Genomic DNA, 22,395 nt, shown 5'->3' on the forward strand with positions numbered 1-22,395 from the left:
AGGCGTAGCCCGGATGAGCGCAGCGCAACCGGGAAAATCACCCGCATCTCAAAAATTGAATTTATACCGCTCGGCAACGATAAGCTGCTCGCCATAGTGAATAGGCTGGTAGTCAGCATCCAGAATCAGTGTCTTCATTAAAAACAGCGGCTCTCCGAGCGGCTGTTCCAGCAGCGTTGCCGTCTCGCCGTGGGCGCGCACCATCTCCACGGTGGTCTCCCCGGCATGGGTTGGGCGGATCGCGTACTTTTCGCGTAAAAGCTGATACAACGAACCGCTCAGATCTTCCTGCTGTAAAAAACCAAATCGCTTGAGCGAGTAGTAGTTATTCTCCAGCATCAAAGGCTGGTCCCCCGCGCGACGCAGGCGTTGAATATAGAGCAACGAGTCGTCGTCAGCTAAGCGCAGCGCTTCGCGAACATGGTGATAATCGTCGAGGATAGCGGTACGCAGCACCTTGCTGGCGGTAGTCAGATGGCTGCTGTCACAGGCATCGGTAAAGCTCAGCAGATGCACCACTTTACGTTCAATCTTCGGCAGACAAACAAAGGTGCCCTTTCCCTGTTTCTTAACCAGATAGCCTTCGTCCACCAGCTCTTTAATAGCGTTACGCACCGTCACACGGCTAATGTCATACAGCTCACTCAGCTCAACTTCGGTGGGTATTTTCGCCCCTTCCGCAAGTTTACCGGAGGAGATATCGCTGAGGATTTTGTCCTTCAACTGTCTGTATAGCGGGACAGCGGTATGCTGTTGCAGTCCATTACTCAACATCGCGTTTTCACCAACAGGGCCAATGATTTGAACCCGGATTATAGTCGATGCGCGCACGGCAAACTATGCCGGCGCGCATAGCGCGCTTAAACCCAGGCGGAGATGGCCGCAAAAATGGCGCTGGTGATCCACAGCAGCGGAAACAGGCGCATAATCACCCGCAGCCACTGACCAAACCCTACGCGCGCAATCGACAACCCGGCCAGCAGCACACCGCCGGTGGGCGAAATAAGATTGGTCAGCCCGTTACCAAATTGATAGGCCATCACCATCGCCTCTTTATTGATGTTAACCAGATCGCCCAGCGGTGCGAGCACCGGCATGGTTAACGCCGCTTCCCCCGAAGAGGACGGCACGAAGAAGGTGATGATGTTATGGCTCACCAGCATTAGCGTCGTAAAAGCATACTGCGGTAAACCATCCAGCATTTCCGACAGGCCATAGAGCAGGGTGTCGATGATTTTGCCGTTATCCGCCACAACCAGAATGCCGCGCGCCAGGCCGATAACGACCGCAGCATAGACAAACTCTTTGCAGCCATCGACAAAGCTTTCCGCCACATCGCTCACAGACATTCTGCTGACGATACCGGCAAACAGCCCCAGAGCTAAAAAGACGGTACCAATCTCCACCATATACCAGCCACGGGTGATGAGCCCCCAGGAGATGACCGCCAGCGCGAGTACAAAGGCGATGATGATCAACCGGTCACTCAGCGAAAAGTGTACCGTTCCTGTCTGCTCTCCCATAAACAGCGAGCGGTTCTGGGAGTCGCTTTCATACGACGGTGATTTGCTCGGGTCACGCTTCACACGATGGGCGTACCACATGGTGAAGATAATCGACATCGCGGTAAAAACCACCCAGGCAATGGCGCGCAGCCAGAGCTGTGGGTTGCCCTGAATACCGGCAACGCCCTGGGCGATAAGCACGGAAAAGGGGTTGGTCATCGCGCCGACGTAGCCAATCTGCGTCCCCAGAAATAAGATCAAAATGGCGGTGAGGGAGTCATAACCCAGTGCGAACATCAGTGAAATGAAGATGGCATAGAGCGGAATGACCTCTTCGCTCATGCCGAAAGTCGCACCGCCCAGGCTGAACAGCGTCATCGACAGCGGAATCACCAGAATCCCTTTGCCTGCCAGCCGCTGCGCCAGCGCAAGCAGGCCGCGCTCAATGGCGCCGGTCCGCATAATAATGCCAAACGCGCCACCGACTATCAGCACAAAGGCGATCACATCGGCTGCTTTAATGATGCCTTCTAAGGGAGCGGCAAGAATGGCCGAAAGCCCCTGTCGTAAGTCACCATCAGCGGTGACTTTTTCAAGTACATGATAAGAGCCGGGCACCACCAGGTTTTTGGTCTCGCCACCCGGTAAAGTGACCGCGTGATAGTCAAAGCTGCCGCTGGGGATGCACCACGTTAAAACGGCAACCACAACAATGATAAAAAAGATCAGAGCGTAGCAGTGGGGTACGGCCCATTTTATTGTTGGAATACGCATAATCTGCCTCGGTAAGAATTCGCTTTATCGCCTGTCATCACGTCGTCTGTGCGCGTGAAGGCGGGCGTCTATAAAACATCGTGTGTTGTACGGCCATCCATCAGGGTCAGCACCACGCGCGCGTTACGCACTTCATCATCGGCACAGGTGAGCAGGTTGCGGTCGAACACGGCAATATCCGCGCACTTGCCCACGGCCAGACTTCCGGTCTGTGCCCCCATGCCATGCTGAACGGCGGCGTTGATGGTCCAGGCTTTCAGAAGCTGTGTTCGCGTCATTCCGTGTTCGCGATACCACCCTTCCGGTGGCGAACCATCGGCAAAATGGCGACAGCAGGCCGCATAGATCGCATCGGGAATACTGGGGATAAACAGCGGCAAATCGGTGCCGATGGTCACCAGAACCCCGGCATTAAACAGCGCGGCATAGTTAAAGAACTGCCTCTCTCTGGCTTCGCCTCCGCGCTCACGCATATAGGCGTCAGACGCGCTCTGATTAAGCAGCAGTATCTGCGCGTAGACCTCAGCAGAAAGGCCCAGTGCGGCAAGACGTGGGATATCGTCCGGATGCGGGCACTCGAGATCGCTTAAGGCGTGATGGCGCACTCGGGGAGGATTGGCGCGGTGACATTCCGCGAAAATATCGATGCAATGACGTATGGCGGCATCCCCTTCGGCGTTCAGGCAGCAATTAAACCCAAGCCGGTCGGCCTCCAGCACCTGTTGGCGCAATAGCGCGTAATCCACCGGTTTTTCGTTATGCGTGTGCGGCCGGTCGGTATAAGGCTGCAACATGTCGCCGGTGTAATCGGCAATCACGCCATCCACCATAAATTTAAAGCCATGAAAACGCAGCCGGTCAGAGTGAAAACGGTCACGCGCCTGGCGGGCAAAAGTAAAATTAGCGGCGCTGGCCACTGGCTCACTGACCAGGCTGACGCGCAGTGACAATTCATCATTCGCCTCAAGCCCGGCCCAGGCGTCCAGCAGCGCGGGAGCATCATCAAAACAGACATCTTTAATTGCCGTTATACCGCGCGTCGCCAGCATCGCCATAAAGGCGCGCAACTCTTCTTTTACCTGCCCCGCGTCGTTAAGCATTTCTGTAAGCAGGTGCACACGTGACTCCGCGCTACAGTCGTCAGGCGTGAACCCGTAGCGAGCGATCGCTGCCTGATTCATCCAGCAATAGCTCTTGTCACTATTAATCGCGACCACCGGGCGACAGGGAAAAGCGTCGTCAAGTTCTGCACTGGCAGGTAACGCTCCCCACTGCGCCGCAGACCAGCCCCACGCGTACAGGCTTTTTCCGGCAGGCAGATCCTGCTCCGCTTTTTTGAGCAGCAATAGTGCCGCCGCGCTAGTGTTCGTGGCGCTAAGATCTACGCCGCGATGCATGCTCATATACCCCGTGAAAAAGGTGTGATTATCACAAAAACCAGGACAAATTAGCCGCTCGCCGAGATCGCGAAAATGGGTAGTGGGGCCGCGCCACGGGCTAATATCTTCATCGTTTGCAAGTATCGCTGAAATAACGCCGTGGTTTATAACAATATATCCAGAAAATAATTCATCGCTGTCGGCAGTAAATATATTATCCGACCGCAGAATAAGATCAGCAGTATGATATTCAGGCATAACTCTTTCCTTATTGGGGAGAAAGCGCAAAACCGCGCCCCTTCCCCTCATAAAATGAGCGAAATAAAAACCTATTTAGATAGCGTTATTTAATAGCGAACACCGTAGCCGAAAGCCCCCTCTTTGAGGCAGATTTTCGCCGAAAATAATGCGGCTTGCTTAAGGCTTGCAGGAATCGCTTCTTCATCCGGGATATTTGTCTGTGCAAGATAATGGCACAGGAAGGCGGTAATAAACGCGTCGCCTGCCCCCATCGTATCCACAGGGGTGACATATTCCGGGGCCTGTTGATACCACTGTTTGCCATCAAACAGAATTGCCCCTTCGCTGCCACGCGTGGCACAGACAATCCGACTGCCACTATCGTGCGCCTGCTGAATAATGTCTCGCGTCTGCTCAAGGCTGTAATCAGCGCAGGAGAAAAAGGCAAAATCGACATACTGGCAAAGCGGCAACGCCTCTTCGAGTACAAAATCATCCGAGAAGTCATACGAGACGGGCACACCCAGTTGCTGTAATGCCGGAAGCTGTTCTTCCATATAGCTATAACAACCGCTGTGAATGAGAGAATATTCCCGCAGATAGTCCGTATGATGGAAAATAAAATCCATTGAGGTTGTTTTACGAATACCTCCGGCATTTGATCCGAGAAATATTCGCTCGCCATCTTCTATTTTAAGCTGCGCACAACCATTCTCCCCGGAGACATATAAACAGTGCGGATGTCTGACACCCAGTTCGTCCAGTACGGAAATAACATGTTTTGCCGCGCTGTCATTGCCAAAAATACCCAGATACGCCGCTTCATGGCCCAGCATAGAGGCATAAGCTGCAAAATTAAGCGCATTGCCGCCTGGGTACATCGTACGAATATGGGCATACTGATCGACGACATTATCGCCAACGCCTATGACTTTCATCATGCTCTCCTTAATACGCGACTTGTCCCATATAGCGACGTGTTTCCAGCGGGTGTTGACGAATATCCGCCAGCGCCGAACGATATTCACACATAATGCTGTAGAACAGCACCGGGTTAAAGAACTCCACGACGCGCGGAGGGAGCACGCCAATACCCAGCTCTTTTGCATCAACCACTTCCACTTTTTCTGCGTAGGTGGAAAGGAAAGCGTTAGCCCGCTCATCCATCACGCGGGTGCGACCTTCGTTCATCAGTAAGATAAACGGCGTCTCTTTATCGGTCACTTCAAACGGCCCGTGGAAATATTCGCCGGAGTGAATGGGCGCGGCGTGCAGCCACTGCATCTCCATTAACGAACAGATGGCGAAGCCGTAAGCATGGCCATAGGACGCACCGCTGGAAAGGATATAAAACAATTTTTCGTCCTGATAACGACGGGCAAAGCGCTGGCAGCGATCAGCCACCTGTTGACGCGCTTTTGCAATAACGCCGTTGATTTGTTCCATGCCCTGCTGAAAATCCGCATAAGCCGCATAGCCTTCCACCTGATTGAGTACCTCGACGCACAGGCTGAGGATAATCGCCATCGGGTTATCAACGACATTGGTATCGTTGCCCCAGGCATACAGAATGTTATGGCTGGCGTGCTGAATAAGCTTCGCCTGTTCGTTGTGGGTCAGGGTCACGGTTTGCGCCTGATGCGCACGCGCCAGTTTTGCCGCCGCGACCGATTCCGGCGTATTGCCGCCGTGCGAACAGACAATGACCAGTGAGTTTTCACTGAGGGTTTTCGGGGTGGCATAAACAAATTCATTCGCGGTGTACATGCCCACATGCAGCGTGGTGGCTTCGCTGTCGAAGAAGTATTTTGCCGGATACATATCCACCAGCGAACCGCCGCATGCCACCAGAAACACCTGGCGAATCCCGCCATTGTCTTTAACATTTCCCGCCAGTTTTTCAATAATTTCTTTGATATTCATAACGTTGAAAATCTCCACATAAGTTAGACGCAGGGATATTGAATTCGGAATAACATTAATACGTTATAATACGTATTAATGAGATCGCCATCATGTTTTCGTTATGCGATGTGGTAAGGAGAAGCCAGGCAGGGAGGGAGAGTGGAAAGTCAGATTCGTTGGGTGCGCTGTTCGTGTAGCTCTGATAAGGGTGGAGGGGTAGTTGGATGTTTTCCCGGGTGTGCATGCGCTTACCCGGGCTACGACCGGCTTTCTCTCTCTCCCCCGGGGGTGAGGAATCCCCACAAAAATGCGAGCACGAACGGTCCCCTCTCCTCTTTGGGGAGAGGGTTAGGGTGAGGGGGAAAATGCGGCTCAGGAGGCGGGTTCCGTTCACCTTATGTTCATGGCGAAATGTCACCTTCGGACACGTGAACGGGTAAAGGGGAACACCGCGTTCCCCTTTACAATCCCTGCGGCCCCGCAAAGAAATCGGTGCTTCGCACTGCGATCGCTCCCCTCACCCCGGTAGGATGAGGGGAAACGGGTAACGCGAGTCAGGCTACTAAAACCTTCACAACCACTTTACGCACCTGTGCGGGCGCGCCCACGGCACACAGCGGTTTATGGACTTCGCCTGGGTAGAACACCACAAAATCCCCTTCGCTCAGCACCACCGTTTTTTCCTGACCGCCTTCCGGCAGGAACGCGATATCTTTATCTGCCAGCCAGTCGGTGTCCGGCGCGCCTGCGGGCAGCGTACTGAATGTCATCCCTTCCTGACCTTTGAGCACAATCTGGATATCCAGATAACGGGCGTGATATTCCGCGCGGCGCTCGGCAAACGGCTGAGTCATGTCTTCAGAAACGAGATAAAACAGGTTGTTACCGTCAATATCGTGCTTCCCGGTCGGGGTGGCATCCGTCACGCGGGCTTTGACATGTTCAATGGCCTGGCGCAGTTCTTCCGGCAACCAGCTTTGTAAGTGGTGAATGTTGCCAACGATCATAGCTATCTCCTCAAGATAAAACATCGTTTCATTTTTAGCTTTTATACGGAAAAATGGCGATGCTCACCACCCCTTTTTAGCGAAGAGTTGCGCTTGCGCATGTTTATTCCACCGGATTGTCAGTACGACTATTCACACGCCCGCAAAGTAATTACTTATTTATTAAATATGCATTTATATGCAAATAAACCGATTGCCTGACGCAAATGTTGCATTAATCGCTTGAAACCGAAAAGTAGCTGAGTATAATCGCGGACAATTTGCCGGGAGGAAGCATGGTCCAGTGTGTTCGACATAATGTCCCTGGGCGTCTGAAAAAGGACGCAGGCCTGCCGTTTTTCTTCCCGTTGCCCACCCCATTCCATAGCCCCTCTATTGAGGGGCTTTTTTTTGCGCAGTCGTCAGGAGATAAACATGGCTAACCCGCTATATCAAAAACATATCATTTCCATAAACGATCTCAGCCGCGAAGAACTTGAACTGGTGCTGAATACTGCCGCCCGGCTGAAAGCCAACCCGCAGCCGGAGTTACTCAAGCACAAAGTGATCGCCAGCTGCTTCTTTGAAGCCTCAACGCGTACCCGCCTGTCGTTTGAGACCTCCATGCATCGCCTGGGGGCGAGCGTGGTGGGTTTTTCTGACAGCAGCAACACCTCGCTCGGCAAGAAGGGCGAAACGCTGGCGGATACGATTTCAGTTATCAGCACCTATGTGGACGCGATTGTGATGCGCCACCCACAGGAAGGCGCCGCCCGTCTGGCGACCGAATTTTCCGGCGGCATTCCTGTTCTGAACGCGGGCGACGGTGCTAACCAGCATCCGACTCAGACCCTGCTGGATCTGTTCACCATTCAGGAAACCCAGGGCCGCCTGGAGAACCTCAACATCGCGATGGTCGGTGACCTGAAATATGGCCGCACCGTGCACTCGCTGGCGCAGGCGCTGGCGAAGTTCAACGGCAACCGCTTCTACTTTATCGCCCCGGATGCGCTGGCCATGCCGCAGTACATTCTCGACATGCTCGATGAGAAAGGGCTGGCGTGGAGCATTCACGCCAGCATCGAAGAGGTGATGGCTGAGGTCGATATTCTGTATATGACCCGCGTGCAGAAAGAGCGTCTGGATCCATCAGAATATGCCAACGTCAAAGCCCAGTTCATCCTGCGCGCCAGCGACCTTATCGGCGCACGCGGCAACATGAAAGTACTGCATCCGCTGCCACGCGTTGATGAGATCACTACCGACGTGGATAAAACGCCGCACGCCTGGTATTTCCAACAGGCCGGTAATGGCATCTTTGCGCGCCAGGCACTGCTGGCACTGGTTCTGAATAGTGATTTGGCTCTGTAGGAGGAAGCGACAATGACACACGACAATAAACTCCAGGTTGAAGCGATCAATCGCGGTACGGTGATTGACCACATTCCGGCACAAGTAGGTTTTAAGCTGCTGACGCTATTCAAGCTGACGGAAACCGAGCAGCGTATCACTATCGGTCTGAACCTGCCGTCAGGCGAAATGGGCCGCAAGGACCTGATCAAAATCGAGAATACCTTCCTGACGGATGAGCAGGTTAACCAACTGGCGCTGTATGCCCCGCAGGCGACGGTAAACCGCATCGACAACTATGAAGTGGTGAGCAAGTCTCATCCGAACCTGCCGGATCGCATCGACAGCGTGCTGGTCTGCCCGAACAGCAACTGTATCAGCCATGCTGAACCGGTCGCCTCCAGCTTCGCGGTGAAGAAACGCCCACACGATATCGCCCTGAAATGCAAATACTGTGAAAAAGAGTTTTCGCATTCTGTGGTACTGGCAGGGTAATTGATGCAAAGGTGTACTCAAGTCAGTGACTGGGGCGAACAAACCTGGCCAACAAGCATGCAACTTGAAGTATGACGGGTATAATGAGCCCCGACCTTATTACCGCTGTAATTCAGGAGAAATCATGAGCAAAACTATCGCGACGGAAAATGCACCAGCAGCAATCGGCCCTTATGTTCAGGGTGTTGATCTCGGCAGCATGATCATCACCTCCGGTCAGATCCCGGTGGATCCGAAAACCGGTAGCGTGCCGGACGACGTTTCTGCCCAGGCGCGTCAGTCGCTGGAAAATGTGAAAGCTATCGTGGAAGCCGCAGGCCTTAAAGTGGGCGATATCGTGAAAACGACGGTGTTTGTGAAAGATCTGAACGACTTCGCTACCGTTAACGCGACCTACGAAGCATTCTTTACCGAGCACAACGCCACCTTCCCGGCGCGTTCGTGCGTAGAAGTGGCGCGTCTGCCGAAAGATGTGAAAATCGAGATTGAAGCCATCGCAGTACGCCGCTAAGGCTTTCCCGGATGCGGCGCAAGCGCCTTATCCGGGCACCACGTAGCCCCGGTCAGCGGCAGCGCCACCGGGGATCTCCCTCACACATGCCTTAAAGTGACTCATCTGCCAAAGGCGGTAAAAATCGCGATTGAAGCCATCGTGGTACGCCGCTAATCTCGCTGAAAACATATTAATAGCCGCCATGGAGGGATGATCATGGCAAAAGTACGTTTCACTGAGGAACAGATTGCTGATTTTCTTCAACAATCCAAAAATGGGGTTCCCAACAACGTATTGTGCGAGAAATTTGGATTCAGCCCGAGCACGCTTCGACGCTGGCAAGAATTACACGCCCAACGGATACGCGGTGAGTTAAAACAAGCAGAAAAAACCGCGTCCTACGTCTTTCTGGGCTTCTTGATTTCGACTTTACTGCTCGCTTTTATTTTCTCAAAACCCGTTGCCAGTTGGGTTATTCCCTTTGTCTTACTTTACTGCCTGCGTTACATCCGCCGCTATCGCGCGCTGTCTGCAGAACATATCAAGGAAGGAGATACCTCCCTCGCACGTTCAGGCTTAGGAGCGGATAATGTCTTTTATCAGTTAAGCTGGTGCCTGATTATTCTTTTCCTCTGCTCACTGGGGTATCTGTTCGTGCACCTGATCTTGAGATAATCGACCTGAACAAAACGGCTTCAGGTCGATTATTACAGCAAGTTACTGCCAGCCATACCGGCGGCTGTAGAACCCTTTCACCATCTGCGTCAGCGTCATGTATCCGGCCAGGATCGCAATCAGCCACGGGAAGTAAGAGAGCGGCAATGCCTGCAGTTGCAGATAGCTTGCCAACGGCGAGAACGGCAGCGCGATACCCACCAGAATCACCATCAGCGTCATCATGATCAGCGGCCAGGCGGCGCGGCTTTGAATAAAGGGCACGCGGCGAGTACGGATCATATGCACAATCAACGTCTGTGACAGCAGCCCTTCCACAAACCAGCCCGACTGGAACAGGGTCTGCGCTTCCGGCACATTCGCCTTAAATACCCACCACATGACGCAGAAGGTCAGAATGTCGAAAATGGAGCTGATCGGGCCGAAGAAGATCATAAAACGACCGAGATCGGCAGGATTCCAGCGCTGCGGTTGACGAATCTGCTCGTCATCAACGTTATCAAACGGGATCGCCACCTGGGATACATCATAAAGCAGGTTCTGAATCAGCAAGTGCAACGGCAACATGGGCAGGAATGGCAGGAAGGCGCTCGCCACTAACACGCTGAACACGTTACCAAAGTTAGAGCTGGCAGTCATTTTGATGTATTTCAGCATGTTAGCGAAGGTTTTACGCCCTTCAATAACCCCCTCTTCCAGCACCATCAGGCTTTTTTCCAGCAGGATGATATCGGCCGCTTCACGGGCAATATCCACCGCGCCATCCACGGAAATGCCAATGTCTGCCGCGCGCAGCGCCGGCGCGTCGTTGATGCCGTCACCCATAAAGCCCACCACGTGCCCTTCACGACGCAGCACGGTCACAATCCGTTCTTTGTGCATCGGCGTCAGACGGGCAAACAACGTGGTACGTTTTGCCAGCACCGCCAGTTCGTCATCACCCAAATGCTCAATCTGGTTGCCCGTCACCACCTCGCCGACATCCAGCCCCACCTCCAGGCAGACTTTCGCCGCCACCAGCTCGCTGTCACCGGTCAAAATTTTCACCGTCACACCGTTGGCTTTCAGCGCTTTCAACGCTGGTGCCGTGGTCTCTTTCGGCGGATCGAGGAACGCAATGTAGCCTTCCAGAATCAGGTCGGATTCGTCCACACGATGGTAATCGCCGCTGCGTGCCGGGAGATATTTGGTTGCCACCGCCACCACCCGCAGCCCCTGGCGGTTCTGCGTTTCGGTGACGCGCTGAATACGGCGCAGCATGGTTTCATCCAGTGGCACGATATCGCCGTTGTAACGCACCTGGCTGCAGACGTTGAGGACCTCCTGCAACGCCCCTTTGCAAATCAACTGGTGTGCATCCGCGTTTTCGGCGACCACCACCGACATGCGACGACGCTCGAAATCAAACGGGATCTCGTCAATTTTCTGCCAGCGGGTCGAGAGCGTCCGGGCCGCTTCTGCTTCCACCCCTTCCAGCACCGCCGTATCGAGCAGGTTTTTCAACCCGGTCTGGTAATGGCTGTTCAGCCAGGCACAGTGCAACACCCGTTCACTGACTTTACCGGCGATATCCGTGTGGTTTTCCAGCACGATTTTATCCTGCGTTAACGTACCGGTTTTATCGGTACACAGGATGTCCATAGCGCCAAAGTTTTGAATCGCATCCAGATGCTTGACGATCACTTTCTGTTTTGACAGTTTCACCGCGCCGCGTGCCAACGTAGAGGTGACGATCATCGGCAGCATTTCCGGCGTCAGCCCCACGGCAACTGAGAGCGAAAACAGCGCCGCTTCCCACCAGTCACCTTTGGTGAAGCCGTTGATCAGCAACACCACCGGCGTCATCACCATCATAAAGCGGATAAGCAGCATGCTGACGCGGCCAATGCCTTTCTGGAACGCATTCGGCTCGCTCTCTTGTTCACTCACCCGTCCGGCCAGTTGTCCAAACCAGGTGTTGCCGCCCGTGGCGATAACTACCGCCTGCGCCGTGCCGCTCACCACGTTGGTCCCCATAAAACAGAGGGTGTCGCTTTCCAGCGGGTTGGTCTGATCCGCTGCACGGGTTTTTGCCACTTTTTCTACCGGCAGGGATTCACCGGTCAGCGACGCTTGCGCCACGAACAGGTCGCGCGCCTGCACCACACGCAGATCAGCCGGGATCATATCTCCCGCCGCCAGCTTCACGATGTCCCCCGGTACCAGTTGGTCGAGCGGGATCTCCATCCAACGGGTTTCCCCCTGCTCATTGGCTACACGCAGCACCGTTGCGGTATTGCTCACCATCGCTTTCAGTGCATCCGCCGCTTTGGTGGAACGCGCTTCCTGAATAAAGTTCAGGAAGGTCGATATAGCGACCATCAGCGCAATCACCCCGGCGGCAAATAGATCTTCCGACGCGTAGGAGAAAATACCCAGGCAGGTCAGCAGCAGGTTAAACGGGTTGCGATAGCAGGACCACAGATGCGCCCACCAGGGCACCGGGCGCTGACCGGGGATCTGGTTAACGCCGTGTTTTTCCCGCGCGTCCTGCACCTCTTTTTCATTCAGCCCTTCCGGATGGCTGTTGAGCTGTTGCCACAGTTCGGCGAGTTCCATCGTCGACAGCGCCAGGCAACGATCGCTTAGCGAAGCCGGAACCTCGACGTGTTGAATATTAGCGGCGTCAGGCAGCGGGTCACGCTGAACGAGACGGCGAGGTAAGTGGCGGTTAAGCCGGGCCAGGAGTCGGGTGATATTTTTGAACATAGTAGTCATCCTTGCCCCCGCATCACGCGGGTGCCACTACACGTCATCCTTCGCGATGTCGCTTTGTTGGCTCGACATATCACGAAAGATGTTGTGCATTGCCGCAGGCACGGGCCATCCGCGCCAGCAGGCGTTTTCAGTTATGCAGGGACGTTTTGCGTCGCTGCCTTACGTTTCCGGTAAGGCAGCAAAGGCGGGCTTACCGGAAAGAGTGTCTCCGTCGCGGGAGAGGTGCGGGATCAGGGTCCATAAAACCTCCGGTAAGGGTGAAAAGAGTACGATTTCAAGCGTCGTTATTATAACTCCGGTGAATTAAACCGAACGTAAACCAGACTTTACCCATTGTCGTTTGGTTGAGTACTCACCAAACTTTCTTTATTCTGCTATCCGCCCAGAAGAGGAACAGGACAGGACGCATGCAAAACCGGCTGACGATCAAAGACATTGCGCGTTTAAGTGGCGTTGGGAAATCAACGGTGTCTCGCGTGCTGAATAATGAAAGCGGTGTAAGCGAACGTACCCGCGAACGCGTGGAAGCGGTGGTCAATCAACACGGTTTTTCACCTTCCCGTTCCGCACGCGCCATGCGCGGTCAGAGCGATAAAGTGGTGGCCATCATTGTCTCCCGTCTCGATTCTCTTTCGGAAAACCTGGCCGTCCAGACCATGCTCCCTACCTTCTATGAACAGGGTTATGACCCGATCATGATGGAAAGCCAGTTCTCGCCGGATTTGGTCGAAGAACATCTGCATATGCTACGCCGCCGCAATATTGATGGCGTCGTGCTGTTTGGCTTTACCGGCGTCACGGAGAAGCTGTTATCCTCGTGGCGCGCCTCGCTGGTCCTGCTGGCACGGGATGCCAAAGGGTTCGCCTCCGTCTGCTATGACGACGAAGGGGCCATAAACCTGCTGATGCAGAATCTCTACGATCAGGGCCATCGCCACATTAGTTTTATTGGCGTACCGCACAGCGATATCACCACGGGCAAGCGTCGCCACGAGGCCTATCTGGCGTTTTGCGAGCGCCATCAACTCACCCCCAATTTCATTTTGCCGGGTCTCGCGATGAAACATGGCTACGATAACGTCGCCAGCGTGTTGACGCCCGACACCAGCGCCCTGCTCTGTGCAACGGACACCCTTGCCCTGGGAGCCAGCAAATATTTGCAGGAACAGCGCATTGATAATCTGCAACTGGCGAGCGTGGGGAATACACCGTTGATGAAATTTCTCCACCCGGAGATCGTCACCGTTGATCCCGGCTATGCCGAAGCAGGCCGCCAGGCCGCGGCGCAACTGATCGATCAGGTCAATGGCCGCACCGATCCACGTCAAATTGTGATCCCCGCCCACCTCGCCTGAGTCCCCCTCTCGCACGGTTTATTGTGATCTTCGCTTGGTTTCGGGAACGTTCCCATTTTCAGTTATTGAGCCAATGGATATGCTTGCGCACATTCATCAGCAGTCATTATTTCTCTCAGTGGGGCATCACGATGAGCAAAGTCAGACAAGAGGATCTCGCCAGGCTTATTGAACTGGTCGGAGGACGTGAAAACATCGCTACGGTGAGTCATTGCATCACCCGCCTGCGTTTTGTCCTGAACGCACCGGACAAAGCCGACCCAAAAACCATCGAAACGCTGCCGATGGTCAAAGGCTGCTTTACCAACGCCGGGCAGTTTCAGGTTGTTATTGGTACCGACGTGGGCGACTGGTATCAGGCACTCATCAGTGCCATCGGCAAGGCCTCTGCCGATAAAGAACAGATCAAACGTGCGGCGCGCCAGAACATGAAATGGCACGAACAGTTGATCTCACACTTTGCCGAGATCTTCTTCCCCCTCTTGCCTGCGTTGATCAGCGGCGGTTTGATCCTGGGCTTCCGTAACGTCATTGGCGATCTGCCGATGAGTAACGGCCAGACGCTGGCGCAGATGTACCCCGGCCTCAAAACCGTCTACGACTTCCTGTGGCTGATTGGCGAGGCGATTTTCTTCTATCTGCCGGTGGGCATCTGCTGGTCGGCGGTGCGTAAAATGGGCGGCACGCCGATCCTCGGGATCGTGCTGGGCGTGACCCTCGTCTCCCCACAACTGATGAATGCTTACCTGCTCGGCTCCCAGGTGCCGGAAGTCTGGAATTTCGGGCTGTTTAGCATCGCCAAAGTGGGTTATCAGGCACAGGTTATTCCTGCCCTGCTGGCCGGTCTGGCGCTGGGGCTCATTGAAACACGCCTTAAAAAATGGGTGCCGGATTACCTCTATTTGGTGGTCGTGCCGGTCTGTTCCTTGCTGCTGGCGGTGTTCCTCGCTCATGCCTTTATTGGCCCGTTCGGCCGCATGATCGGCGATGGCGTGGCCTTCGCGGTACGCCACCTGATGACCGGCAGCTTTGCGCCCATTGGCGCGGCGCTGTTTGGCTTCCTCTATGCGCCGCTGGTCATTACTGGTGTGCACCAGACGACGCTGGCTATCGACATGCAGATGATTCAGAGCATGGGCGGCACCCCGGTGTGGCCACTGATTGCGCTCTCTAATATTGCTCAGGCATCAGCGGTAACCGGGATCATTATTGTCAGCCGTAAACAGAACGAACGTGAAATCTCCGTCCCGGCGGCCATTGCGGCTTATCTCGGTGTGACCGAACCGGCAATGTACGGCATCAACCTGAAATACCGCTTCCCGATGCTCTGCGCGATGGTCGGCTCCGGTCTTGCCGGGCTGCTGTGTGGCCTGAACGGCGTGCTGGCAAATGGCATCGGTGTCGGCGGCCTGCCGGGCATCCTCTCCATTCAGCCCTCTTTCTGGCAGGTGTTCGCACTGGCGATGGCCGTCGCGATTATCGTGCCGATGGCGCTGACCTCGGTGGTTTACCAGCGTAAGTTCCGCCAGGGCACGCTGCAGATTGTGTAACTTTTTTGGGGCGCGATTGCGCCCCTTCGCTTTTACCAGGAAATCATTATGAATACCCTTCCTCACTGGTGGCAGAACGGTGTTATCTACCAGATCTATCCGAAGAGCTTCCAGGACACGACCGGCAGCGGCACGGGCGATTTACGCGGCGTGATTATGCGCCTCGATTACCTGAAAACCCTCGGCGTAGACGCCATCTGGCTGACACCGTTTTATATCTCACCGCAGGTGGATAACGGCTACGACGTAGCCAATTACACCGCAATCGACCCGCTCTACGGTACGCTGGAAGATTTTGATGAGCTGGTCGCTCAGGCCAAAGCGCGCGGCATTCGCCTGGTGCTGGATATGGTGTTTAACCACACCTCCACGCAGCACGCCTGGTTTCGTGAGTCTCAGGATCCCGCCAGCCCGTACCGCAGTTTTTATATCTGGCGCGATGGCACACCGGATGAACTTCCCAATAACTGGCGCTCGAAGTTTGGCGGCAACGCCTGGCGCTGGCACGCGGCAAGCGAGCAGTACTATCTGCATCTCTTTGCGCCGGAGCAGGCGGATCTGAACTGGGAAAACCCGGCGGTTCGCAGCGAACTGAAAAAGGTCTGCGAATTCTGGGCCGATCGCGGTGTCGACGGTTTACGCCTGGATGTGGTCAATCTGATCTCCAAAGATCAGGATTTCCCGGACGATCATGACGGTGATGGCCGTCGTTTTTATACGGACGGGCCGCGTGCCCATGAATTCTTGCAGGAGATGAGCCGGGATGTTTTCCAGCCGCGTAACCTGATGACGGTAGGCGAAATGTCATCGACCTCGCTGGAACATTGCCAGCAATATGCCGCGCTGGATGGACGCGAACTGTCGATGACGTTCAACTTCCACCATCTGAAAGTGGATTATCCCGGCGGTAAGAAGTGGGGGCTGGCGCGCCCGGATTTCGTGGCATTGAAATCGCTGTTCAGCCACTGGCAGCAGGGCATGCATAAAGTGGCGTGGAATGCGTTGTTCTGGTGTAACCACGACCAGCCGCGCATTGTGTCGCGCTTTGGTGATGAAGGCGAACTGCGCGTGCCGTCCGCCAAAATGCTGGCGATGGTGCTGCACGGTATGCAAGGGACGCCCTATATCTACCAGGGCGAAGAGATTGGGATGACCAATCCGCATTTTACGCGAATCACCGATTATCGGGACGTGGAAAGCCACAATATGTTTGCCGAATTACGGGCCAGCGGGCGCGATGCCGACGAGCTGTTGGCGATTCTGGCCAGTAAATCCCGCGATAACAGCCGCACGCCAATGCAGTGGTCGGGCGAGAAGCATGCCGGGTTCACAACCGGTGAACCCTGGATTGGCCTGTGTGAAAACCGCGACGAAGTTAACGCGCAGGCGGCGATGAACGATCCGGATTCAGTGTTTTATACCTATCTGCGTCTGATTGCCTTGCGTAAAGAGCAGCCGATCCTGACCTGGGGCGATTATGAGGATTTGCTGCCCACGCACCCCTGGTTGTGGTGTTATCGCCGTCAGTGGCTGGGGCAGACGCTGGTGGTGGCGGCAAACCTGAGCCGTGAATGCCAGCAGTGGCAACCTAAAGAGATGCCAGGGCAGTGGCAGCCGATCATGAGCAATTACGCCGAAATTTCCCCAGCGCCCGGTGAGATGACGCTGCGTCCGTTTGAAGCGGTATGGTGGCTGCAATCCGACGACTGACCTGGCCCCGGATGCGGCGCAGGCGCCTTATCCGGGCAACGACCGGTTTTCTCCCTCTCCCCGGCCCTCTCCCTGAGGGAGAGGGGGAAAAGAAATTCGTAGCCCTGGCAAGCATAGCGACACCGGGGAGTGCGTTATATCCGCGTGTCCTATTACCTTACTGTTTTTGTTGAATAATTAATCAGATTTTTCTTGGTAGAATTTACAAAGCCGCCAGTGCCCGCCGTTTGTACTCTCCCTTTTTTACTTTGTTCTGAATCAAAAAAATCGCAAACTTGTTTGATGCAAATCACTATATATAGAACTTAGAATGCACGCCGACCCAACATATTGTATTAATCGTCTATTATTCCAACAAAGCAACGGCATCGACGCTGGCCGGAATTGTGGATAACAAGGGTCAGGATTCGGGGAACTCACTGTCGCAACAACACTTACCTCCAGTGAATAATTCCTCACCTCTGTGGATAACCTGTTTTTAATATGGAGTGATCATGACACCGCATGTGATGAAACGAGACGGCAAGAAAGTGCCGTTCAAATCAGAGCGCATCAAAGAAGCCATTCTGCGTGCAGCTAAAGCAGCGGGAGTCGATGACGCGGACTATTGCGCCACCGTCGCAGAAATTGTCAGTCAGCAGATGCAAAACCGTTCACAGGTCGACATCAACGAAATCCAGACCGCTGTCGAAAACCAGCTCATGTCCGGTTCCCACAAGCAGCTCGCGCGTGCCTATATTGAATATCGCCACGATCGTGATATCGCGCGTGAAAAACGGGGCCGCCTGAACCAGGAAATTCGCGGGTTGGTGGAACAGACCAACTCCGCACTGCTGAACGAAAACGCAAACAAAGACAGTAAAGTCATTCCGACCCAGCGCGACCTGCTGGCCGGTATCGTTGCCAAACACTATGCCCGTCAGCACCTGTTGCCGCGCGAGGTGGTACTGGCGCATGAGCGTGGTGAAATCCATTATCACGATCTCGACTATTCGCCGTTCTTCCCGATGTTCAACTGCATGCTGATCGACCTGAAAGGCATGCTGACCCACGGCTTTAAAATGGGCAACGCGGAAATTGAGCCGCCGAAATCCATCTCTACCGCAACCGCAGTGACCGCGCAAATTATCGCGCAGGTCGCCAGCCACATTTACGGCGGTACCACCATCAACCGTATCGACGAAGTGCTGGCGCCGTTTGTCACCGCAAGCTTTGCCAAACACCGTAAAGTCGCCGACGAATGGAAAATTCCGGATGCCGACGGCTACGCACACAGCCGCACGGAAAAAGAGTGTTACGACGCCTTCCAGTCACTGGAATATGAAGTCAATACGCTGCACACCGCCAACGGCCAGACCCCGTTCGTCACCTTCGGCTTTGGTCTTGGCACCAGTTGGGAATCGCGTCTGATTCAGCAGTCGATTCTGCGTAACCGCATCGCGGGTCTTGGTAAAAACCGTAAAACCGCCGTGTTCCCGAAACTGGTGTTCGCCATTAAAGATGGCCTGAACCATAAGTTTGATGACCCGAATTACGACATCAAACAACTGGCGCTGGAGTGCGCGAGCAAACGCATGTACCCGGATATCCTCAACTACGATCAGGTCGTGAAAGTGACCGGCTCGTTTAAAACACCGATGGGCTGCCGCAGCTTCCTCGGCGTGTACGAAGAGAACGGCGAACAGATCCACGACGGGCGTAACAACCTGGGCGTCATCAGCCTGAACCTGCCGCGCATCGCGCTGGAAGCCAAAGGCAACGAAGCCGCGTTCTGGAAATTGCTGGATGAACGTCTGGTGCTGGCGCGTAAGGCGCTGATGACCCGTATCGCCCGTCTGGAAGGGGTGAAAGCGCGTGTGGCACCGATCCTCTATATGGAAGGGGCCTGCGGCGTGCGTCTGAAAGCGGACGACGATGTCTCTGAAATTTTCAAAAACGGCCGTGCGTCTATCTCGCTTGGCTTTATCGGCATCCACGAAACCATCAACGCGCTGTTCGGCAAAGAGCATATGTTCGACAGTGAAACGCTGCGTGCCAAAGGCGTTGCGATTGTAGAGCGTCTGCGCCAGGCGGTGGATCAATGGAAAGAGGAGACCGGCTACGGCTTTAGCCTCTACAGCACCCCAAGTGAAAACCTGTGTGACCGTTTCTGCCGTCTGGATACCGCTGAGTTTGGTGTGGTGGATGGGGTGACGGATAAAGGTTATTACACCAACAGCTTCCATCTCGATGTCGAGAAGAAGGTAAACCCGTACGACAAGATTGATTTCGAAGCGCCATATCCACCGCTCGCCAGCGGGGGGTTCATTTGCTACGGCGAGTACCCGAATATTCAGCACAACCTGCGTGCGCTGGAAGATGTCTGGGATTACAGCTATCAGCATGTGCCCTATTACGGGACCAATACGCCGATTGATGAGTGCTACGAGTGTGGTTTTACCGGCGAGTTCGAGTGTACCAGCAAAGGCTTCACCTGCCCGAAATGCGGCAACCACGATGCAGCACGAGTATCGGTGACCCGCCGCGTGTGCGGTTATCTGGGTAGTCCGGATGCCCGTCCGTTTAACGCCGGGAAGCAGGAAGAAGTGAAACGCCGCGTTAAGCATCTGGGGAATGGGCAGCTCGGTTAATTTCTATTCACGGCAAGTAAATCAGGAGATCGCAGTATGAATACTTACGAGTTAATCAAAGATGCAATTCTGAATAAAAAACAAATAACTGCTGTATATGATGGTTACTATCGCGAGATGTGCCCTCATGCCTTAGGAACCAAAAATGGCAAACAACAGGCATTGTTTTTCCAATTTGGAGGAGAAAGTAGTAAAGGGAAAATCGATCCTTCATCTTCCTATAATTGGCGCTGTTTAAGATTGGTAGATCTAGAGGATGTTCAAATTCGTGATGGCGAGTGGTATACCGCAGATAATCACAGCAAAGCTCAAACTTGCGTCGATCACATTGATTACGAAGTAAAATTATAAGTGAATTGCCACCAATACTACCCTGTCGACATCGTCAACGGCCCCGGCACCCGCTGCACCCTGTTTGTTTCAGGGTGCGTGCACGAATGCCCTGGATGCTATAACAAAAGCACCTGGCGGCTGAATTCGGGCCAGCCGTTCACCAAAGAGATGGAAGACCAGATCATTGACGATCTCAATGACACCCGCGTCAAGCGCCAGGGGATATCGTTGTCCGGCGGCGATCCGCTCCATCCGCAGAATGTCCCGGATATCCTCAAGCTGGTGCAGCGCATCCGCACCGAATGTCCGGGCAAAGATATCTGGGTCTGGACGGGGTATAAGTTAAACGAGCTGAACGACGCGCAAATGGCCGTTGTCGATTTAATTAACGTATTGATCGACGGGAAGTTTGTGCAGGATTTAAAAGACCCGGCGCTTATCTGGCGGGGCAGCAGCAACCAGGTGGTGCATCACCTGCGATAGTAAAACCCCGGCACAGGTGCCAGGGTTATCAGTCACCCGGATCGGGCGCTTGCGCCGCCATCCGGGTTTTTCCCCGGCGGCGCTATGCTGCCGGGGCGACGAAGACACGTGATACACCCAGCCTGAACGGATTATTTCGCCACGATAAAGCGTTTGGCGTCATCCATATAGGCTTTGTCGCCTGCAGGCGCAATAATCGAACCAAAGTTCATGTGCGCACGCAGTTTCCAGCTCGCCGGGATATTCCAGGTACGCTGAACATCCGCATCCACCAGCGGGTTGTAGTGCTGGAGGTTGGCGCCAATGCCTTTTTCTGCCAGTGCCAGCCATACCGCGTATTGCGCGATACCTGAACTATGCTCTGACCAAATCGGGAAGTTGTCGGCGTAGGCGGCAAACTGCTCCTGCAGCCCGGTCACGACGTCCTGATCTTCAAAGAACAGCACGGAACCCGCCGCAGCGGCAAAACCATCGAGTTTGTCGGAGGTGGCGTGGAAGCTCTCTGCCGGAACAATTTTTCTCAGTTGCTCACGGACCAGCTCCCAGAATTTATTGTGCTCATTACCCAGCAGGATCAGCGCGCGAGAACTCTGCGAGTTGAACGCGGATGGCGCTTGCTTGATGGCGTCCTGAATCGTCTGAACAACGTCATCTTCCGGCAACGGCAGGTCTTTGCCCAGTGCATAAATAGTTCTGCGTTGTTTCGCTAAGGCAAGGTAGTTCTCTGGCATAACGCCTCCTGAAAGCGTGGTGAATTCCAACGGAGTTGGGGTGTGCGTGACGGGCTGCTCCCGGGAAAGTAATGCGTTCAAAATTCGCTGAAACGAGTTCATGGTTCGCTGATTCCTGTCGGTCCCTTAAACGAGAGCAAACACCCCGCAGGCTGTTTACTCTGACTGTGAAAAGAGTAGCCCTGCCAGCCAGTTAGGGAAAGCAGAACTATTTGTATCTATCGTTCAAAAAAAGTGAAAGAACCCTTAGTGTGATTATTTACTAAACATATTTTTATTACTGCCGATAATGACGTAGTCTCGTTCTTTCCCGCGTAGATTCATCATCCAACGAGGCAGAAGGCTCCTTGCGTCAGGTCCTGGATTGCATTTTTCGGAGATGACAATGAACGGTATTGATAAAGTTACCGCCGTAAGCGCAGGCACACTTGGTGATCCTCATTTATCAAATAATGAAAGTACGTTTGGTCTGCGAAATAAACCTAAATCAGCAGATGCTAATTCTGACACTAATAGCTCTGGCAGCGATGATAGCAGTACCAAACTTTCGCTATCGTCCAAAACAGCGGAGGAAATTAAGAAACAACATCAATTAAAACAGGAAGAAATAAAAAAGACTGACTATACCCTGGAGATGACGGGCATCCCGCTATTTCATGGTCGGCTGGTCTCGGTGGTGAAATATCCTGACGGGAGTGAAGAGATGGTTGATGCCCTCTCTGGCGTCAAATTAACGGCGCAAGACCTGCAGCAACAGTTTAGTCGCTCTACAGAAAGCGTTCAGGAATCATTAAATATAGAGATGGCAAACATTGCAGGGACTCCGGGAGAGACTATTAAATCTCACGCCGGTAACGCAGAATAAATATTAAAAAATATAATCAATCTTGCTTGCGGAATAGTAAATCATTTACTACGCACACAGATATATAAAATAAGAAAACCTTATTTCCGCCAAGGAAAATAAGCACAAGCTTTAAATAGAATATTCGTTTTACTCTTTCGGAATATTAAGCAGTAACGTCTGGTCAGGTGGGGCGCGTT

Annotated in this window: 21 protein-coding genes; 12 read left to right on the forward strand and 9 right to left on the reverse strand. The window is 53.8% G+C overall.

Translation table 11 applies throughout. From position 1 onward, the window contains the following. Positions 1-48 precede the first annotated feature (48 nt). The 6 genes from MRY16398_RS25445 to MRY16398_RS25470 form a co-directional block, all read right to left on the reverse strand. Positions 49-774, reverse strand: coding sequence for a GntR family transcriptional regulator (locus MRY16398_RS25445; protein WP_125125441.1), 726 nt, complete (start codon positions 772-774; stop codon positions 49-51). A gap of 86 nt (positions 775-860) precedes the next feature. Then, positions 861-2,279 (reverse strand): YfcC family protein, encoded by a 1,419-nt coding sequence (locus MRY16398_RS25450; protein WP_125125442.1) that lies wholly within the window; start codon positions 2,277-2,279, stop codon positions 861-863. Positions 2,280-2,347: 68 nt separating this feature from the next. Further along, positions 2,348-3,916, reverse strand: coding sequence for an amidohydrolase (locus tag MRY16398_RS25455; RefSeq protein ID WP_125125443.1), 1,569 nt, complete (start codon positions 3,914-3,916; stop codon positions 2,348-2,350). Positions 3,917-4,005: 89 nt separating this feature from the next. Continuing rightward, the gene (locus MRY16398_RS25460) at positions 4,006-4,836 is read right to left on the reverse strand and encodes a PfkB family carbohydrate kinase (RefSeq protein WP_125125728.1); all 831 of its coding nucleotides are present in this window, start codon (positions 4,834-4,836) and stop codon (positions 4,006-4,008) included. Positions 4,837-4,846: 10 nt separating this feature from the next. Next, positions 4,847-5,821 (reverse strand): SIS domain-containing protein, encoded by a 975-nt coding sequence (locus MRY16398_RS25465; RefSeq protein ID WP_039077727.1) that lies wholly within the window; start codon positions 5,819-5,821, stop codon positions 4,847-4,849. A gap of 536 nt (positions 5,822-6,357) precedes the next feature. After that, positions 6,358-6,810 (reverse strand): YhcH/YjgK/YiaL family protein, encoded by a 453-nt coding sequence (locus tag MRY16398_RS25470; RefSeq protein WP_125125444.1) that lies wholly within the window; start codon positions 6,808-6,810, stop codon positions 6,358-6,360. A 275-nt stretch (positions 6,811-7,085) separates the two neighbouring features. Here MRY16398_RS25470 and pyrL point away from each other — a divergent pair, with 275 nt between their 5' ends. The 5 genes from pyrL (at position 7,086) to MRY16398_RS25495 (ending at position 9,802) form a co-directional block, all read left to right on the forward strand. Beyond that, positions 7,086-7,232 (forward strand): pyr operon leader peptide, encoded by a 147-nt coding sequence (gene pyrL / locus MRY16398_RS30730; RefSeq protein WP_072039708.1) that lies wholly within the window; start codon positions 7,086-7,088, stop codon positions 7,230-7,232. Further along, positions 7,225-8,160: an aspartate carbamoyltransferase gene (pyrB, locus tag MRY16398_RS25480; protein WP_039077730.1), complete on the forward strand. Its 936-nt coding sequence runs from the start codon at positions 7,225-7,227 to the stop codon at positions 8,158-8,160. Before pyrL ends, pyrB begins: the two co-directional genes overlap by 8 nt. A 12-nt stretch (positions 8,161-8,172) precedes the next feature. Continuing rightward, complete coding sequence (gene pyrI / locus MRY16398_RS25485; protein ID WP_039077731.1) at positions 8,173-8,634, forward strand: aspartate carbamoyltransferase regulatory subunit; 462 nt, start codon at positions 8,173-8,175, stop codon at positions 8,632-8,634. A gap of 124 nt (positions 8,635-8,758) precedes the next feature. Next, positions 8,759-9,145: a 2-iminobutanoate/2-iminopropanoate deaminase gene (gene ridA / locus MRY16398_RS25490; protein WP_012134342.1), complete on the forward strand. Its 387-nt coding sequence runs from the start codon at positions 8,759-8,761 to the stop codon at positions 9,143-9,145. A 198-nt stretch (positions 9,146-9,343) separates the two neighbouring features. Further along, positions 9,344-9,802, forward strand: coding sequence for a transposase (locus tag MRY16398_RS25495; protein WP_039077732.1), 459 nt, complete (start codon positions 9,344-9,346; stop codon positions 9,800-9,802). A gap of 42 nt (positions 9,803-9,844) precedes the next feature. Here the strand turns inward: MRY16398_RS25495 and mgtA are convergent, their stop codons facing one another. Further along, complete coding sequence (mgtA, locus tag MRY16398_RS25500) at positions 9,845-12,550, reverse strand: magnesium-translocating P-type ATPase (protein WP_125125445.1); 2,706 nt, start codon at positions 12,548-12,550, stop codon at positions 9,845-9,847. Between the two features lie 199 nt (positions 12,551-12,749). Continuing rightward, positions 12,750-12,800: a mgtA regulatory leader peptide MgtL gene (gene mgtL / locus MRY16398_RS31335; RefSeq protein ID WP_222557130.1), complete on the reverse strand. Its 51-nt coding sequence runs from the start codon at positions 12,798-12,800 to the stop codon at positions 12,750-12,752. A gap of 166 nt (positions 12,801-12,966) precedes the next feature. On the opposite strand from mgtL, the gene treR reads away from it, so the two are divergent. From treR to nrdG, 6 genes are all read left to right on the forward strand, one after another. Beyond that, positions 12,967-13,914, forward strand: a complete 948-nt coding sequence (treR, locus tag MRY16398_RS25505) for a trehalose operon repressor TreR (protein ID WP_039077734.1) — start codon at positions 12,967-12,969, stop codon at positions 13,912-13,914. A gap of 131 nt (positions 13,915-14,045) precedes the next feature. Then, complete coding sequence (gene treB, locus MRY16398_RS25510; RefSeq protein ID WP_125125446.1) at positions 14,046-15,464, forward strand: PTS trehalose transporter subunit IIBC; 1,419 nt, start codon at positions 14,046-14,048, stop codon at positions 15,462-15,464. A 48-nt stretch (positions 15,465-15,512) separates the two neighbouring features. Further along, complete coding sequence (gene treC, locus MRY16398_RS25515) at positions 15,513-17,174, forward strand: alpha,alpha-phosphotrehalase (protein ID WP_125125447.1); 1,662 nt, start codon at positions 15,513-15,515, stop codon at positions 17,172-17,174. Positions 17,175-17,668: 494 nt separating this feature from the next. Next, the gene (gene nrdD, locus MRY16398_RS25520) at positions 17,669-19,804 is read left to right on the forward strand and encodes an anaerobic ribonucleoside-triphosphate reductase (protein WP_125125448.1); all 2,136 of its coding nucleotides are present in this window, start codon (positions 17,669-17,671) and stop codon (positions 19,802-19,804) included. A 36-nt stretch (positions 19,805-19,840) separates the two neighbouring features. Then, positions 19,841-20,155, forward strand: a complete 315-nt coding sequence (locus tag MRY16398_RS25525) for a hypothetical protein (protein ID WP_125125449.1) — start codon at positions 19,841-19,843, stop codon at positions 20,153-20,155. Beyond that, positions 20,156-20,620, forward strand: a complete 465-nt coding sequence (nrdG, locus tag MRY16398_RS25530) for an anaerobic ribonucleoside-triphosphate reductase-activating protein (RefSeq protein WP_125125450.1) — start codon at positions 20,156-20,158, stop codon at positions 20,618-20,620. 131 nt (positions 20,621-20,751) lie between these two features. Here the strand turns inward: nrdG and MRY16398_RS25535 are convergent, their stop codons facing one another. Next, on the reverse strand, positions 20,752-21,351 hold the full coding sequence (locus MRY16398_RS25535) for a nitroreductase family protein (RefSeq protein WP_039077739.1): 600 nt from the start codon (positions 21,349-21,351) through the stop codon (positions 20,752-20,754). A gap of 385 nt (positions 21,352-21,736) precedes the next feature. Here MRY16398_RS25535 and MRY16398_RS25540 point away from each other — a divergent pair, with 385 nt between their 5' ends. Beyond that, positions 21,737-22,216: a hypothetical protein gene (locus MRY16398_RS25540; RefSeq protein ID WP_052249205.1), complete on the forward strand. Its 480-nt coding sequence runs from the start codon at positions 21,737-21,739 to the stop codon at positions 22,214-22,216. Positions 22,217-22,395 lie beyond the last annotated feature (179 nt).

The organism is Phytobacter sp. MRY16-398 (assembly GCF_003925915.1).
Lineage (GTDB): Bacteria > Pseudomonadota > Gammaproteobacteria > Enterobacterales > Enterobacteriaceae > Phytobacter > Phytobacter diazotrophicus.

Excerpts from the sequence above, each read along its gene's own strand:
- MRY16398_RS25445 (WP_125125441.1), bottom strand. The coding sequence starts at position 774 with ATGTTGAGTAATGGACTGCAACAGCATACCGCTGTCCCGCTATACAGA.
- MRY16398_RS25450 (WP_125125442.1), bottom strand. The coding sequence starts at position 2,279 with ATGCGTATTCCAACAATAAAATGGGCCGTACCCCACTGCTACGCTCTG.
- MRY16398_RS25455 (WP_125125443.1), bottom strand. The coding sequence starts at position 3,916 with ATGCCTGAATATCATACTGCTGATCTTATTCTGCGGTCGGATAATATA.
- MRY16398_RS25460 (WP_125125728.1), bottom strand. The coding sequence starts at position 4,836 with ATGAAAGTCATAGGCGTTGGCGATAATGTCGTCGATCAGTATGCCCAT.
- MRY16398_RS25465 (WP_039077727.1), bottom strand. The coding sequence starts at position 5,821 with ATGAATATCAAAGAAATTATTGAAAAACTGGCGGGAAATGTTAAAGAC.
- MRY16398_RS25470 (WP_125125444.1), bottom strand. The coding sequence starts at position 6,810 with ATGATCGTTGGCAACATTCACCACTTACAAAGCTGGTTGCCGGAAGAA.
- pyrL (WP_072039708.1), top strand. The coding sequence starts at position 7,086 with ATGGTCCAGTGTGTTCGACATAATGTCCCTGGGCGTCTGAAAAAGGAC.
- pyrB (WP_039077730.1), top strand. The coding sequence starts at position 7,225 with ATGGCTAACCCGCTATATCAAAAACATATCATTTCCATAAACGATCTC.
- pyrI (WP_039077731.1), top strand. The coding sequence starts at position 8,173 with ATGACACACGACAATAAACTCCAGGTTGAAGCGATCAATCGCGGTACG.
- ridA (WP_012134342.1), top strand. The coding sequence starts at position 8,759 with ATGAGCAAAACTATCGCGACGGAAAATGCACCAGCAGCAATCGGCCCT.
- MRY16398_RS25495 (WP_039077732.1), top strand. The coding sequence starts at position 9,344 with ATGGCAAAAGTACGTTTCACTGAGGAACAGATTGCTGATTTTCTTCAA.
- mgtA (WP_125125445.1), bottom strand. The coding sequence starts at position 12,550 with ATGTTCAAAAATATCACCCGACTCCTGGCCCGGCTTAACCGCCACTTA.
- treR (WP_039077734.1), top strand. The coding sequence starts at position 12,967 with ATGCAAAACCGGCTGACGATCAAAGACATTGCGCGTTTAAGTGGCGTT.
- treB (WP_125125446.1), top strand. The coding sequence starts at position 14,046 with ATGAGCAAAGTCAGACAAGAGGATCTCGCCAGGCTTATTGAACTGGTC.
- treC (WP_125125447.1), top strand. The coding sequence starts at position 15,513 with ATGAATACCCTTCCTCACTGGTGGCAGAACGGTGTTATCTACCAGATC.
- nrdD (WP_125125448.1), top strand. The coding sequence starts at position 17,669 with ATGACACCGCATGTGATGAAACGAGACGGCAAGAAAGTGCCGTTCAAA.
- MRY16398_RS25525 (WP_125125449.1), top strand. The coding sequence starts at position 19,841 with ATGAATACTTACGAGTTAATCAAAGATGCAATTCTGAATAAAAAACAA.
- MRY16398_RS25535 (WP_039077739.1), bottom strand. The coding sequence starts at position 21,351 with ATGCCAGAGAACTACCTTGCCTTAGCGAAACAACGCAGAACTATTTAT.
- MRY16398_RS25540 (WP_052249205.1), top strand. The coding sequence starts at position 21,737 with ATGAACGGTATTGATAAAGTTACCGCCGTAAGCGCAGGCACACTTGGT.